Annotated in this window: 11 protein-coding genes, 1 tRNA gene and 1 pseudogene; 6 read left to right on the top strand and 7 right to left on the bottom strand. The window is 67.1% G+C overall.

What is annotated here, in order from left to right:
- The first annotated feature begins 33 nt into the window (after window positions 1-33).
- From ABTV68_RS15910 to ABTV68_RS15895, 4 genes and pseudogenes are all read left to right on the top strand, one after another.
- Window positions 34-2,122, top strand: a pseudogene (locus ABTV68_RS15910) (RecQ family ATP-dependent DNA helicase).
- Between the two features lie 274 nt (window positions 2,123-2,396).
- The gene (locus ABTV68_RS15905; RefSeq protein WP_433674672.1) at window positions 2,397-3,053 is read left to right on the top strand and encodes a thymidine kinase; all 657 of its coding nucleotides are present in this window, start codon (window positions 2,397-2,399) and stop codon (window positions 3,051-3,053) included.
- Window positions 3,054-3,220: 167 nt separating this feature from the next.
- On the top strand, window positions 3,221-4,009 hold the full coding sequence (locus ABTV68_RS15900) for a FadR/GntR family transcriptional regulator (RefSeq protein ID WP_433674671.1): 789 nt from the start codon (window positions 3,221-3,223) through the stop codon (window positions 4,007-4,009).
- The gene (locus ABTV68_RS15895; RefSeq protein WP_433674670.1) at window positions 4,009-5,367 is read left to right on the top strand and encodes an alpha-hydroxy acid oxidase; all 1,359 of its coding nucleotides are present in this window, start codon (window positions 4,009-4,011) and stop codon (window positions 5,365-5,367) included. Before ABTV68_RS15900 ends, ABTV68_RS15895 begins: the two co-directional genes overlap by 1 nt.
- A gap of 678 nt (window positions 5,368-6,045) precedes the next feature.
- Here the strand turns inward: ABTV68_RS15895 and ABTV68_RS15890 are convergent.
- The 5 genes from ABTV68_RS15890 to ABTV68_RS15870 form a co-directional block, all read right to left on the bottom strand.
- Window positions 6,046-6,813, bottom strand: a complete 768-nt coding sequence (locus ABTV68_RS15890) for an HAD-IIB family hydrolase (protein ID WP_433674669.1) — start codon at window positions 6,811-6,813, stop codon at window positions 6,046-6,048.
- Window positions 6,814-6,846: 33 nt separating this feature from the next.
- Window positions 6,847-7,470, bottom strand: coding sequence for a Pr6Pr family membrane protein (locus tag ABTV68_RS15885; RefSeq protein ID WP_433674668.1), 624 nt, complete (start codon window positions 7,468-7,470; stop codon window positions 6,847-6,849).
- 246 nt (window positions 7,471-7,716) lie between these two features.
- Window positions 7,717-7,790 (bottom strand) — tRNA-Pro (locus tag ABTV68_RS15880).
- Between the two features lie 53 nt (window positions 7,791-7,843).
- Window positions 7,844-8,782 carry a metallophosphoesterase gene (locus ABTV68_RS15875; protein WP_433674667.1) on the bottom strand — a complete coding sequence of 313 codons (939 nt, stop codon included), beginning with the start codon at window positions 8,780-8,782 and terminating at the stop codon, window positions 7,844-7,846.
- 25 nt (window positions 8,783-8,807) lie between these two features.
- Window positions 8,808-11,414 carry a transglycosylase domain-containing protein gene (locus tag ABTV68_RS15870; protein WP_433674666.1) on the bottom strand — a complete coding sequence of 869 codons (2,607 nt, stop codon included), beginning with the start codon at window positions 11,412-11,414 and terminating at the stop codon, window positions 8,808-8,810.
- A 64-nt stretch (window positions 11,415-11,478) separates the two neighbouring features.
- On the opposite strand from ABTV68_RS15870, the gene ABTV68_RS15865 reads away from it, so the two are divergent.
- Both ABTV68_RS15865 and ABTV68_RS15860 read left to right on the top strand, forming a co-directional pair.
- The gene (locus ABTV68_RS15865) at window positions 11,479-11,694 is read left to right on the top strand and encodes a DUF4177 domain-containing protein (RefSeq protein ID WP_231091843.1); all 216 of its coding nucleotides are present in this window, start codon (window positions 11,479-11,481) and stop codon (window positions 11,692-11,694) included.
- A gap of 2 nt (window positions 11,695-11,696) precedes the next feature.
- Window positions 11,697-12,164, top strand: coding sequence for a RidA family protein (locus ABTV68_RS15860; protein ID WP_433674665.1), 468 nt, complete (start codon window positions 11,697-11,699; stop codon window positions 12,162-12,164).
- A 156-nt stretch (window positions 12,165-12,320) separates the two neighbouring features.
- On the opposite strand, the gene ABTV68_RS15855 is transcribed toward ABTV68_RS15860, so the two are convergent.
- Both ABTV68_RS15855 and ABTV68_RS15850 read right to left on the bottom strand, forming a co-directional pair.
- Window positions 12,321-13,466 carry an MFS transporter gene (locus ABTV68_RS15855; protein ID WP_433674664.1) on the bottom strand — a complete coding sequence of 382 codons (1,146 nt, stop codon included), beginning with the start codon at window positions 13,464-13,466 and terminating at the stop codon, window positions 12,321-12,323.
- 1 nt (window position 13,467) lies between these two features.
- Window positions 13,468-14,364, bottom strand: coding sequence for a MurR/RpiR family transcriptional regulator (locus ABTV68_RS15850; RefSeq protein ID WP_433674663.1), 897 nt, complete (start codon window positions 14,362-14,364; stop codon window positions 13,468-13,470).
- Window position 14,365 lies beyond the last annotated feature (1 nt).

The raw sequence follows: 14,365 nt of genomic DNA, 5'->3' as shown, positions 1-14,365 counted from the left end.
GCCAATGTCGGTGCCCCGTGGCAGGGTGGAGTGATGAGCGAGAACACCCGCGAGGCGGCACGACGAATCCTGCGCTCCCTCGTGGGGCGGGAGGATGCGGACTTCCACAACGGGCAGTTCGAGGCGATCGAGGCCCTCGTCGACGGACACCGTCGAGCACTGGTGGTGCAGCGCACCGGATGGGGAAAGTCTGCGGTGTACTTCGTGGCCACGGCGCTGCTGCGTGAGCGCGGCGCCGGACCCACGGTGCTCGTCTCGCCGCTGCTGGCGCTGATGCGAGACCAGATCGCGGCTGCCGAGCGCAGCGGTGTTCGCGCTGTCGCCATCAACTCCACCAATGCGCACGAGTGGGCCACGGTGTCGACGGCACTGGAGAACGACGAGATCGATGTCCTCCTCGTCTCGCCGGAGCGCCTGAACAATCCCTCGTTCCGAGAGAATCAACTGCCATCGCTCGTGCGGCGCATGGGGTTGCTAGTGGTCGATGAGGCCCACTGCATCAGTGACTGGGGTCATGATTTCCGGCCCGACTATCGGCGCCTGCGCGACCTCATCGCCGAGCTCGATCCCGCCGTCCCGGTGCTCGCCACCACGGCAACGGCCAACAGTCGCGTCGTCGCCGACATCGCCGAGCAGATGGAGACCGCAGACACCGATGTGCTCACCATCCGTGGGCCACTGGCTCGGGCTTCCCTGCGGCTCGGCGTTCTGCGACTTCCTGATGCGGTCACGCGACTCGCGTGGCTCATCACCCACATCGGTGATCTCACCGGATCGGGAATCGTCTACACGCTCACGGTGGCTGCCGCGGAAGACACCGCGCGAGCCATGCGTGCCGCGGGCATCGATGCCTATGCCTACTCCGGCCAGACCCCGGTCGAAGAGCGGGAGGAGCTCGAAGAGAAGCTGCGGCGCAACGAGGTGAAGGCGCTCGTCGCCACCTCTGCGCTGGGTATGGGGTTCGATAAGCCCGACCTCGGGTTCGTCGTCCATCTCGGCGCTCCGTCGTCGCCGGTCGCGTACTACCAGCAGGTCGGTCGTGCCGGTCGTGCCACGGATCGCGCCGACGTCCTGCTGCTGCCCGGCCCGGAAGACACCGAGATCTGGGAGTACTTCGCCACCTCGTCCATGCCCGACCAGGAGCGTGCCGAGCGGGTGATCTCCACCCTCTCCGACTCTCCGATGTCGACCCCCGCGCTGGAGGCACGGGTCGACATCCGACGATCCCGACTCGAGCTGCTGCTGAAGGTGCTGGACGTCGATGGCGCGGTCCGTCGGGTCCAGGGCGGTTGGGTCGGCACGGGGCAGCCGTGGACCTACGATGCCGAACGCTATGGGCGGATCGCCGCCGCTCGTCGCTCGGAGCAGGACGCCATGCTCGCGTACGAGCGCACCACCGAGTGCCGGATGATGTTCCTCCAACGCGCGCTGGACGACGCCAGCCGCGCCCTGCGGGCGGTGCGATAACTGTGTGGGGACGTGGATCGACGCACAGGTGGCCTCGTTCGCGGCAGAGGAGGCCCGCACCGCCATGGACCGCGTCGGTGCCGTGATCGAACCGCGCGCGCAGTGGCCCACGGGCATGTCGTCGCTCGGGTTGAGCCTGTCCGGACGCATCCCAGTCGATGAGCGTTATGACGAGGGCCGCGCCCTTGCCCGACTGACCGACCTCGGGTGGGGAAACACCCTGCGGGAGATCTTCGCCGCCGGGGCAGCGGACGTACCGCTGCAGCCGGCCGTGCTCAACGCCTGTGCACGCGTGCTGGGGGAGTGGGCCTGGGCAGAGCGACCCGTCGCGGTGGTGTCCGTGCCGTCTCGCACCCGGCCACAGCTTGTCTCTTCACTCGCGCAGGGGCTCGCCGGCCTCGGTCGGCTTCCGTATCTTGGTGAGCTCGCGAGCACGGCCGTCGGTGCGCCGTCCGAGACGGGCGGCAACAGCGCGTTCCGCCTGTCGCGCGTGTGGGGCACGCTCCATGCCACGGGCCTCGACGTGCCTGCAGGACCTGTGCTGCTCGTCGACGACATCGCCGACAGCCGGTGGACGCTGCAGGCGGCGTCCTCCGCACTGCGCGCGGCAGGCGCCACCCGCGTGCTGCCGTTCACCCTCGCTCTGCGAGCCTGAGCTCCCGCGCCTGACACGTGCGCCGCTCGTGCCTGGCGTGTGAGCCGCTCGCGCCTGGCGACTGTGGGTCTCCGCTCGCACGTCCGAGGTGTGAACCGCTCGCACGCCCGAGGCTTGGGTTGCTCGCGCCACGCGCCTCACAGCTTTGTGCACGCTGTTCCGGCTGAGATCTCAACTCCCCCTCGTCGCGGGCCCGTCTTGTCCCAGGCGCGTCCGCGCCGGAGTGCAGCGGGTGTGCGCTTCGAGTGTCGGCGCAAGTCCGTAGACTCGTCCGGTGGCCAAACTCTATTTCCGATACGGCGCGATGAACTCCGGCAAGTCCACCGCTCTTCTCCAGGCCGCGTACAACTACGAGGAGCGCGGTCAGGCGGTTCTGCTGACGAAGCCGGCGATTGACACCAAGGGTGCCGGGCAGGTCGAATCCCGCCTCGGAATGACCCGCGACGTCGATTTCCTCCTGCACGCGGATGACAACGCGCGCGCCGTGGTCGGCGAGTATCGGGAGCGACACCGCGCCCAGGCGGCGGAGGCTCTGATCCCCGGCGGGGTCGCAGACATCGCGTGCGTGCTCGTGGACGAGGCGCAGTTCCTCACGCCGGCGCAGATCGATGATCTCTTCCGTATCGCCGTGCTGGACGGGATCCCGGTGCTGGCCTATGGGATTCGCAGCGACTTCCGCACGGCGGCGTTTCCCGGATCACGCCGGCTCCTGGAGATTGCCCACTCCCTCGAGGAGCTGAAGACGATCTGTCGGTGCGGCCGAAAGGCGGTTTTCAACGGCCGGGTGATCGACGGCCGGTTCGTGTTCGATGGCGACCAGGTGGCCATCGATGCCGCCACCGCCGATGTCCGTGACGAGCACTTCGTCACCTACGAGTCCCTCTGCGGCTCGTGCTACCTCGAGGAATCCGGCGGCGTCCTCACATCCTGACGCCTCCCCACCTCCCGCGAGACTTCCGTCTGTGGGTGACAATCGCCGCATTGCGCTGATTTTCGCCCACAGACGGAAGTCTCGCGGGTTATGTGGGGTGCGTTCCGCCGCGAAACTCTGGCGTTGTGTGTGGTCGGACCACAGTGATACGCTGTGGTCGGACCACAATGGCGACCGCGGGAGCGGCGTGTGAGCGATGGGGCAAGATGGGCGAGAGCGCGGGCGAGGCGGTGCCGAAGGCATGGCAGAGCGTCATCGAGCATGTCGAATCCCGATTGCTGTCGGGTGACCTCGTGCCGGGGGATCGGTTGCCCGGCGAGCGGGTGCTGTCTGTCGACCTCGGCGTCGGCCGTTCCAGCGTTCGTGAGGCGCTGCGGGTGCTCGAGGTCATGGGTCTCATCCGCACAGCCACCGGATCCGGTCCCAACGCGGGCGCGATCATCGTGGCCACGCCGGAGGGTGGGATGAGCGCGCTCATGCGCCTGCAGGTCGCGGCGAGCGGATTCCGGGTGGCGGACATCGTTCGCACCCGACTGATCCTGGAGTCCGCCGTCGCCGGCGACCTCGCTCGTATCGGAGGCGATCTCACCGCTGCTGCCGCGCTGCTGGACGCCATGGACGCCCCCGACGTCACACCCGAGGAGTTCCTCGCGCTCGACGCCGCGTTCCACCTCGCGCTCGCATCGGCCGCGGGGAACCAGGTCATCATCGCGACGATGGCTGGACTTCGCCACAGCATCGAGACGTACGTGCGCGACGGAGCCGCTCGCCTCGCGGACTGGCCCACGATGGCTGCCCGGCTCCGCGGGGAGCATCGCAACATCGTCGCGGCAATCCGCGACGGTGATCCCGACGCCGCCTCGACCCGCACGCACGATCACATCGCCGGCTACTACGCGGCGATCTCCCTCGACCCCCACAACACAGACACCGCACAGCGAGAGGAAAGCGCCTGATGGTCAAGCGCCAGTTCCCGAACCCCATCGAGCTCGCCGAGCTCATGAAGTTCAAGAAGCCCACCCTGAACCCCACCGATCGTCGCTTGGAGAAGGCGCTCACGATCGCGGACCTCCGCACCATCGCTCAGCGCCGCACCCCGCGTGCACCCTTCGACTACACCGAGGGCGCGGCCGAGGGTGAGCTGTCGCTGGCACGCGCGCGTCAGGCGTTCGAGGATGTGGAGTTCCACCCGTCGATCCTGCGCAGCGTGCCCGAGGTCGACATGACCACACACGTGCTGGGCGGGACGTCGTCGATGCCGTTCGGTATCGCACCCACTGGCTTCACGCGGATGATGCAGACCGAGGGCGAGATCGCCGGATCCGGTGCCGCGGGTGCTGCCGGCATCCCGTTCACCCTGTCGACCCTCGGCACCACCTCGATCGAGGATGTGAAGGCGAACAACCCGAACGGTCGCAACTGGTTCCAGCTCTATGTGATGCGCGACCGCGAGGTGTCCTACGACCTCGTGCGCCGGGCCGCTGCCGCCGGCTTCGACACCCTGTTCTTCACGGTCGACACCCCCGTCGCCGGCGCCCGCCTGCGCGACAAGCGCGCCGGCTTCTCGATCCCGCCCCAGTTGACGCCGGGTGTGGTCATCAACGCGATTCCGCGCCCGGCCTGGTGGATCAACTTCCTCACGACGCCGAAGCTCGAGTTCGCGTCGCTGTCGTCGACCGGCGGCACGGTCGGCGACCTGCTCAACGCCGCTATGGACCCCACGATCTCCTTCGATGATCTGGAGATCATCCGCTCGCTGTGGCCGGGCAAGATCATGGTGAAGGGCGTGCAGACCATCGAGGACGCGCTTCTGCTCGCCGACAAGGGCATCGACGGCATCGTGCTGTCGAACCACGGCGGCCGTCAGCTCGATCGTGCGCCGATCCCGTTCCACCTGCTGCCGCACGTGGTGAAGGAGCTCGGCTCCGACATGGAGATCCATGTCGACACCGGCATCATGAACGGCGCCGACATCGTGGCGTCCGTCGCGCTGGGGGCGAAGTTCACTCTCGTGGGTCGCGCGTACCTCTACGGCCTGATGGCGGGCGGGCGCCGCGGTGTGGACAAGACGATCTCGATCCTCGGCACCGAGATCGAGCGCACGATGAAGCTGCTGGAGGCGGCGAGCATCGAGGAGCTCAGCCCGAAGCACGTCACGCAGTTGTCGCGACTGCAGCCCATCGCGAAGCCGTTCGCGGACGTCGCCGAGGCGATGACCGCCCACCAGCCGCGCACGGTGCCCGCCAACAAGCCGGCCCGCTCCGTCAAGGCTTCGGCGAAGGCGGCCAAGGCTAAGGACGTGGCCGCGAGCTGACCTGCAGTTGCGAAGGGCCGGACGAGGCGTCTCGTCCGGCCCTTCGCGCGTGATGCCTGCGTCGAGTCCATGAACATGCGCCGAATCCATGAGGGAAACGCCGGTATGGTCATGGATTCGGCCGAGGCTCATGAGCTCGCCGCATTCCCCCTTCGCGATGCACCACGCCTCGCAATGCCCGTGCTTCGCGCTCGCAGTGCGCCGTGTTCGCGCCCCGGCGCTTTGCAACGCCCACGCTTTGCTGCGCTCCGCGACCCGCGACCCGCGATCCTGCGCGATCCGCGATCCGCGATCCGCGATCCGCGATCCTGCGCGCTTCGCGATCCGTGATCCTGCGCGCTTCGCGATCCGTGATCCTGCGCGCTTCGCGATCCGTGATCCTGCGCGCTTCGCGATCCGTGATCCTGCGCGCTTCGCGATCCTGCGCGCTTCGCGATCCCCGCGCTTCGCCCGTCGGACTCGCTGCCGAACCTCCGCGTGGTCCGTCGCGCTCTGGGGCCCGCGCTTGACGATGTCCCGCGCTTCGCGATTTCCCATGTTTCGCGGTCCCGCGCTTCGAAACGCGCCGGGCTTCACCAGTCGTGCTCTGCCGGGGCTCGCGCCTCGCCCGTCGGGCTTCGTGGGACCTGCGCTCGGTCCGCTCGCACTCCGGGTGCGATGCAGACCAGGGAAGGGGTGTCAGATGCGGATCGGAAGCTCCAACAGCAGCGCGTCGAGGTGCGCCGCGGTGTCCTCCCAGCCCTCGACAGGGCGCGCAGGCACGCCGAGAGTCAGCACGGGGTAGTCGTTACCACCCTCGTCGAGTCGGTCGCCGTAGAAGAGCATGTCCTCGAACGCGATGCCGGTCGCCTCGGACAGACGCGTCATCCCGTATGCCTTGTCGATCCCGATGCGGGTGATGTCGATGGAGGTGGAGCCGCCGGAGCGGACCTCGAGATCCGGCACGAGCGCGGCAACGGCGTCACGCAGCGCGGCCTTCTTGGCACCCGTGGGATCCCACGCCTTCTTGTCGGAAAGAGCGGCTCGCTGTCCGAGTGCGGAGAACGTGATCTGCGACCCTCGATCCTCGATCACATCGCCCGTGGGGTTCGACTCCCAGAGCCCGAGCCGCGCCGCCTCGGAACGCAGCGCGGTGATCGCACGGGACTTCTCATCGTCGGTGAGATAGTCGGCGTAGACGGCGGTGAAGTCCGAGCCGTCGTGTCGGAAGTACTGGGTGCCACAGGTGGGCATCAGGTGCAGACGCTCCAGGGCATGCTCGGAGCCGGCGGGAAGATAGGCGAGGACCTGGTTGCGGAACTGCTCCCACTGCCCGCCGGAGATGATCGCAACCTCCACTCGCTCAGCGAGGTCCACGAGCAGCTGCGCGATGCGCGGGTCCACAGGGGACTTCGACGGAGCGAGAGTGTCGTCGAGATCGAAGGCGACGAGCTTCGGTGCAGGCACGGCAGACAGTCCTTTGTGCGGGAAGCTACCAGTTTATCCAGCAGCTTCTGAACGCTGGCCGGACAGTCCACACGGTGAGGTGCGCGTGACCCAAACCACCGCGCCCGCCGCTCCGAGGGCGAGGAGCAGTCCGAGCGAGGTCAGCAGGATGCTCAGCCACCCGCGTTCCGGCAGCAGGAAGCCGTAGGGGACCCAACCGTCCGTGACGCCGCGCACGAGAACCACCGCGAGCCACGCCACCGGGTATGGGAGGACGAGCCAGAAGTGGCGCCATCGAATGCCGGGGTGGTCGCGGATCAGGATCCAGTCCAGGAACAGGAGCAGGGGCAACACCACGTGCAGCAGAGCGCTGACCCACGGCGGTGCGGCACCGGTTCCGGGAACGAGCACGTTGTAGATCACAGCGACCAGCATCATGCACGCAGTCGCGATGGCTCGCGCGAGCGTGAGGGGGAGTGGCGTGCGCCCTCGCAGCAGGGTCATCGCGCCGGTCGCGATCAGCACCATCGCGGTGAGCAAGCTGGTGAGGTTGGTGAAGAACCCGAAATAGTCAATGAACGAGACGCCGTGGGTCCTGGCGAGCAGCGTGAACGTGTAGGCGAGGACGCCGAGCACGAGGATGCCGAGCAGCAGCCGCGCCGTTGCTACCGTTGCCATTCGCGGCGAGTGGATCACGACTCACCGCCCGCGTCCGTGAGTTCGGCAGGGGAGGCGTGGCGGCTTGGGGCCACGAGGACGTGGCCGACCGCTGTCGGTGCTCGCACTCTTCCCCCTCCGGACGAATCGTTGCCTGCAATTATCTGCGCCTCGGATCGAGAGACGCCGATAGCCCGCGGCAGCGAGCCGTGGGAGGGTGAAACGCCGAAGGGCCGGTTCTGATGAACCGGCCCTTCGGCGATTGTGTCGGGGTGACAGGATTTGAACCTGCGGCCTCTTCGTCCCGAACGAAGCGCGCTACCAAGCTGCGCCACACCCCGTTGATGACAACTCATTCAGTCTACCTGATCGGGTGAGGTGGTCTTGACCAAAGTCACCCTTTTCGGGGCACCAGGGTGATCAGAGACGCCTCGGGGCGGCACGCGAAGCGGATTGGCGCGTAGATCGAGTGGCCGAGTCCTGCGCTCACATTGAGGGGGATCGGGCGTGTCGCCGACGGCCAGGAGCTGAGCCCGCGCGACTGCGACAGTGGGATGTCGCAGTTGGCCACCAGCGCACCCACACCGGGGATACGGATCTGACCGCCGTGGGTGTGGCCGGCGAAGATCATGTCAGCGCCTTCGGCCGCGAACGCGTCGAGTACTCGACGGTACGGAGCGTGTGTCACTCCGATCGTGAGACGCGGGAGGTCGGATTCCTGGGCGCGCAGCGCAGCCGCATGCGTCGGAAGCTCGTCGAGGCGATCCCACTGCCGATGTGCGTCGCCGGTTCCGATGATGTCGATGCGGTGGCCACGGATGTCCACTGAGGCTGCGCCGTTGTCGACGCTGTTCCAGCCGAGGCCATCCGAGAGGAACGAATCGAGACCCTCGATGTCGAGCCGCGGCGCATCCTCAATGAACTTCGACGGGCCAGAGAAGTAGCGGAACGGATTGCGCGGCGCGGGGCTGAAGACGTCGTTCGATCCGTACACGTACGCTCCCGGTACGCCCGCGAAGCCGGCGAATCCGGCACGGATGCCGCGCAGAGCATCCTCATGACCGAGGTTGTCGCCGGTGTCGATGATGAGGTCCGGTCGCAGAGAGGCGAGCGACGCGAGCCAGGCCTGCTTGCGCACCTGCCATGGCGCCATGTGCACGTCAGACACGTGCAGGATGCGAATGGGGTCGGACCCCTCCGGCAGCACCGCGACGGTGTGCTGTCGAAGCGTGTACAGGTGACGTTCGATGCCGATGCCCCACGTGAGGGCGGCGGCACCGGCGACCCCCACCGCCCCGAGGGCGGTGAGGGCCTGGCGTGCCGTGGATCGCATCAGGCTGTGATGTCCGACGTCATGGTCATCCTGTCTTACTGCAATCCTTGGCCGAGTAAGTGATGGTCACCGTGGTGTCCGTCTTCGCCTTGGTGTTGCCTGCCGGATTCGTCCCGGTGACGACACCGTTGCCGGGGGCGTTGCTATCCGTGTTGCAGATCTGCAGGAGTGACAAGAATCCCGCCTGCTGGAGAGCCGCAACGGCCTTGTTGAAGGCCTGTCCCGTCACATCAGGAACCGTGACGTTGCCCTTCGAGTTATCGGGCTTGCCCTTGCCGTTGCTCGGCGTGATGGTGACGGTGGTTCCTCCAGCTGCCTTTCCGGCGCCAGGATCCTGCGCCGTGATGGTTCCCGCGGCCTCGTCAGCATCGACCGGCGTACCGACCGCGACTTGGAATCCCGCATCTTCCAGCACCTTCGTGGCCTGGTCCGTGGTCATGCCGATGACGCTGGGGAGGTCTTTGTAGACGGTGCGGATGAGGTTCTGATCCGGTGCGGGGAAGTCTGGAGCGGGATAGAACTCATCCGCCGCCGACTGGAGATCGCGACCGAGGTAGTAGCGGATGTTGTTCAAGTACATCCCCGCCTGGTCCACCCAAGTGCTCTCAACCGGGACATCGCCGTTGTACTGTCCCACCCAGGCGACACTCGTCACCCGGGAGCTGGTCTGGATCAGCCAGGTCTGCTGAGACTGGTGCGTTCCGGTCTTTCCACCCACCATGGTGCCGTCGTAAGGGTTGCCCTGCGCTCCAGTTCCACCGCCCTCCATGACGCCGCGCAGCGCGTAGAGCGCAGTCGCAGCCACTTCAGGACGCGTCACGGGCGTTCCAGCGGGATTGATGCCGAGGTCAATCTCGGAGCCGTCGGCGTTCTGAACGCTGTCGATGAGGCGCGGCTTGTGGTAGACACCGCCGTTGGCGAGCGCTGCGTATGCGCCGCCCATTCCGAGAGGCGAGACGTTGCCTGAGCCAAGAAGGGTGAACAGCACCTTGTCGAAGTCGTAGGGCTGACCGGTATCCGGGTTCGTTCCTTCGCGCCCGTCGACGGCACCGAAGCGCTTGGCGACCTCGATGATCTCGCACACGTCAAGCTGCTCCGCCATGGCGAAGAACCCGGTGTTCAGAGAGTCTTTGGTGAACCTCAATGGCGTGCCTCGGTAGCCAGGATTGCTCGCGAAGTTCTCTGATGTGCCAGTTACGGTGTCGTCGCCACAGTGGGAGGTGAAGTTCTTGCGGTACCTGCCATCGAGTTGCTCATTCAGAGACTTTCCCTTTTCGAGCCAGTCGATCAGGGTGAAGACCTTGAAGGTCGAGCCGACCGAGAACCCTGTGCTCTGGTCGCCCCATCGATAGTCTCCAGCGAAGACAAGCGGAGTTGTCCCCGGGGTTCCGCCCACAGGGTCGTAATTGGTGTTCTGCGTCAGGCTCAGGACGCGACCGGTCGACGCTTCGATGTTCAGTCCCGACGAACCAACGAGGATCCCATCCATTGCGGCGGGAACCAGCGAGTGCATCGCGTCGTTCGCGCGCGTCTGCAGGTTCCAGTCCAGCGTGGTGTAGACCTTCAGGCCGCCGCGGTTCAGGAGGAGCTCGCGGTCCTCCTGTTCGGCGCCGAATGCGGGATCGGAGAGGATGCTCTCCTGCACCAGGGTGCAGAAGTACTCGGCGCCAGCGGCAGTGGCGCAGCCTTTCTTGAGATCCTTGATCACGGGTTCGATGGGAGCGGCGAGCGTGGCGTCGTACTCCTCCTTCGTGATCTTCCCGTCCTTGTGCATGTTGTACAGAACGGTGTCCCGACGCTCCTTCGTGCCGGCATAGCCGTTCGCGGTGCCGTTGTCCTCGTTGTCGGGAAGGTCGAGACGGTAGTAGTTCGGCGACTGCACCATGCCGGCGAGAGTCGCCGCCTGGTTGAGGTTCAGGTTGGCGGCCGAGACGCTGAAATAGCGCTGCGCGGCGGCCTCGATGCCGTAGGTCAGTCCGCCCCAGGAGGCGATGTTGAGGTAGCCGAGGAGGATCTCCTCTTTGGTGTACTGCTGCTCCAGCGTGATCGCGTAGCGCATCTCGCGGAGCTTGCGCTCCATGCCCTCGATGCCATCGACACCGGCGTTCTCGTCGACGCACTTCTTCAGCGCTTCCTCATCACCGGGAGTAGCCTCGCGTTCGCACTTCTGCAGAAGCACGTTCTTCACATACTGCTGGGTGATCGACGAGCCACCCGAGGTCTCCTTCTTCAGCGCGTTGCTGATGAGGGCTCGGGTCGTTCCCATCAAGTCGATCCCGCCGTGGGTGAAGTAGCGGTTGTCCTCGCTCGACAGCAGTGCGTCGATCATCACCGGCGCGACCTGCTCGAGTGTGACCGGGTCGCGGTTCTGCTCGTAGAACTTCGCCATCTCGACGTACTGTCCGGTTGCCGGGTCCTTGGCGTAGAACGTCGACGGCAACATGGCGGTGTCGATCTCGAGCATCGGGGGCAGCTCGTTGAACATCGAGATCGCGCCGGTGGCCGCGGTACCGCCGACGGCGATGGCGGGAGTGACGGTCGCGGTGACGAGAACACCGGCGATGGCACTGAGGCCGACGAGGCCGAGAAGGCCGCCGACGACGCCGCTGGCCGTGCGTTTGGTTCGAGGCATAGGCTAGATGCTAATGCCGCTCCCTGAGAGGACGGCCTCTCATTCGCCGCATTCGGAGCTTTCAATGACCACGTGGGAATACCTGACGACACCCCTGCTCATCCACAACACCGCAGCCATCCTCAACAACTGGGGCAAGCAGGGCTGGGAGCTGGTGCAGGTGGTGACCGGACCCGAAGGTGGTCTGGTCGGCTACTTCAAGCGCCCCGTCACCGACGCGGCACCCGCCAACACCGGCCTCGCTTCCGCAGCGCAGGCCGCCCAGCAGTTCCAGGAGTGAGCATGACCGTTTCCGCCCGTCTCGCCGAGCTCGGCATCGAGTTGCCTCCGGTCGCAGCGCCCGTTGCCGCGTATGTCCCCGCGGTTCGCCACGGTGACCTCGTCTACACGTCGGGTCAGCTGCCCATGGTCTCCGGCGCGCTTCCCGCCGTAGGCAAAGTGGGGGAGGGGCACGGGCTCGTTCCCGCCTCCGACGCACAGTCCTATGCACGTCAGGCGGCGCTGAACGCGCTCGCCGCCGCAGCCGCGATCGTTGGCGGAGTCGACAACGTCACCGGCGTGCTGAAGCTCACCGGGTTCGTGGCATCCGTCCCCGAGTTCACGGGGCAGCCGGGTGTCATCAACGGTGCCTCTGTCGTGCTCGGTGAGATCTTCGGTGACGCCGGCGTGCACGCCCGCTCCGCCGTGGGTGTTCCCGTGCTTCCCCTCGACGCGCCTGTCGAGGTCGAGGTGATCTTCACCGTCGCCTGACGTCCGGTGTGACGAACGGCCTCCGCCCGACGGGTGGAGGCCGTTCGTGTGTTCGGTGCTTTCGTCTCGCTGGTGGCGCTCAGCGCCCGGAGGCCGACGCGCGAGCTTTGTGACAGCTGGCGGGCGCGCTTTCGCGACCGCAGCGGTGGCGTTCGCTCAGCGATGCATGGAGTGGGCGGAGGTGAGCCTCGCGGCGACGATGGCGGACGTGATAGCGACGGCGGCGGTGAGCGCCGCACACGCCGCCAGCGTCGCCATGGCGGTGGGATCGCCGGTCGTGGCGAGCAGCAGAGCCGGGATCACTGTGCCGCCGGTCGCACCACACGCGACGAGGATCCCGACGACGCGCGGTGCCTGCGCGTCCGAAGCTGTGTCGAGGCCGATGCCCACCAGCGCGGCGTAGCCGGTCGCGAGCGTCGCCACCACGATCGCGATGCACACCAGTGCTACCAGAGGAGCCGCGTCGCGAACCGATGCGGCAACGCCGAGCAGCACGGTCGCGGCGATCATTCCGATGATGAAGGTGCGCCGCGGCGGATGCCCCCGGTGCACGAGCGCGGCGAAACCGAAGCGGCCGGCTGCCACCACGCCCCAGTACGCGGTGGTCGCGATCGACGCGGCGGTCGGTGACAGATCCGCCAGACGCTCGCCGAAAACGGCCGACCAGCCGGCGAACACACTCTCCACACCCACGAAGAACGCCAGAGTGATCGCGACGATCAGAAGCGTGCCACGGTGGCCGAGGCGTGTGGCGGCGATGGCGGGACGCGCATCGGGCAGAACCGAGCGCCACAGCAGCATCGCCGTGAGCAGATGAGCGACCGCGAGGATCCCGATCAGCGACAGCCGCCACGGCTCGGCGAGGGCCGCAGCGAAGAGCAGAGGAACCGTGGCGGCCACGATCGCGACCACGCCGGTGAGCCGAGCGAGGAGCCCGGCCGTTCCGACGGTCTCCGCCGCAGCACGCGCGACGAGGTTGCCTGCGGCCTCGGAGATGCCGAACCCGAGACCGCCGATCGCGGCCGCGATGACGAACCCCACGGCGCCCGGCGCGATCGGCACCGCGATGAGCGCCGCTGCTTGGACGGTGGATCCGATCGCCGCCATTGCTGTCGGACGCAGGCGCGCGCCGATGGCAGTGGTCACGAGCACACCGATCAAGAGCCCGAAGAACAGCATCGGCGCGGCGAGCAGCACGAGTTCGCCGTCCGTTGCGGCCCGAGAAGGAATGAGCGCCGGGAAGGTGGCCGTGGTGATGCCGAGTCCGGCGAAGGCCAGATAGACAGCTGCGCGGGCGTTCATCTCAGCGGCTTCGCATGCGCTGGATCGCGTCGTACGTGGAGTGCAGCGCGCTCATCGATGCGTCGTATTCGGAGCTCGCCACGCCGATGAAGAGACAGTCGACCACCATGAGCTGAGCGATGCGACTTCCCAGCGCTCCGGAGCGGAACCCGGTCTCTCGCGCCGCGGTGGTGAGGACGATGTCCGCCTGCTGAGCGAGTGGGGAGCCGGCGTGGTTCGTGATGGCGATGGTCGCCGCACCGCGGGCTCGAGCCAGAGAGAGGTACTCGACCGTATCGCTGGTGTTTCCGGAGTGGGACACCGCGATCGCGACGCTTCGGGCGTCGTACGTGGCCGCGGATGTCCACGCGGCGTGCGCGTCGTTCCACGACAGAGCGGTGCGGCCGATGCGGTTGAGCTTCTGTTGCAGGTCCAGTCCGATGAAGGCGCTGGCTCCGAGTCCGAACACGTCCACGCGTGGCGCGCGTGACACGATCTCCACCGCGCGCGCGAGCTCCGTCGTATCCAGAGTGCGCGCGGTGTCGGCGATGGAGAGCGTCTCCGCCAGCGACACCTTGGCCACGATGTCGTCCATGCTGTCGTCGCGCTCGATGTCGCCGCGGGCCTCGGTCAGCCGCTCGGCCATGAGGCGCTCACTGACGCTGGCGGCGAGGACGTCGGCGCGCAGCTGCTTCATGTGCGCGTAGCCGAGACGCTGCACGAAGCGCATCACCGACGTGGTGGATGTGTCACACGCCGTGGCGATCAGACCGACCGACGTCTCCGCCGCAGTGAGGGGGTCGCCCAGGAAGAAGTCGGCGATCCGTTTTTCCGTGGGGCGAAGCTCGGGCATCATCGCCCGCATGCGGACGAGGACGGTGGTCGCGCTCGCATCATCGCGGGCGGTCGTTGGGCTCATC

The organism is Microbacterium gorillae (assembly GCF_050990725.1).
Taxonomy (GTDB): domain Bacteria; phylum Actinomycetota; class Actinomycetes; order Actinomycetales; family Microbacteriaceae; genus Microbacterium; species Microbacterium gorillae_A.
Note: the sequence above shows the minus strand (reverse complement) of the source record. Positions and strands in the feature narration are given on the sequence as shown.

Bases quoted from the DNA above. Each gene is read 5' to 3' on its own strand.
- ABTV68_RS15885 (WP_433674668.1), bottom strand. From the start codon at position 7,470: ATGGCAACGGTAGCAACGGCGCGGCTGCTGCTCGGCATCCTCGTGCTC.
- ABTV68_RS15865 (WP_231091843.1), top strand. From the start codon at position 11,479: ATGACCACGTGGGAATACCTGACGACACCCCTGCTCATCCACAACACC.
- ABTV68_RS15875 (WP_433674667.1), bottom strand. From the start codon at position 8,782: ATGCGATCCACGGCACGCCAGGCCCTCACCGCCCTCGGGGCGGTGGGG.
- ABTV68_RS15855 (WP_433674664.1), bottom strand. From the start codon at position 13,466: ATGAACGCCCGCGCAGCTGTCTATCTGGCCTTCGCCGGACTCGGCATC.
- ABTV68_RS15900 (WP_433674671.1), top strand. From the start codon at position 3,221: ATGGCGACCGCGGGAGCGGCGTGTGAGCGATGGGGCAAGATGGGCGAG.
- ABTV68_RS15895 (WP_433674670.1), top strand. From the start codon at position 4,009: ATGGTCAAGCGCCAGTTCCCGAACCCCATCGAGCTCGCCGAGCTCATG.
- ABTV68_RS15870 (WP_433674666.1), bottom strand. From the start codon at position 11,414: ATGCCTCGAACCAAACGCACGGCCAGCGGCGTCGTCGGCGGCCTTCTC.
- ABTV68_RS15850 (WP_433674663.1), bottom strand. From the start codon at position 14,364: ATGAGCCCAACGACCGCCCGCGATGATGCGAGCGCGACCACCGTCCTC.
- ABTV68_RS15860 (WP_433674665.1), top strand. From the start codon at position 11,697: ATGACCGTTTCCGCCCGTCTCGCCGAGCTCGGCATCGAGTTGCCTCCG.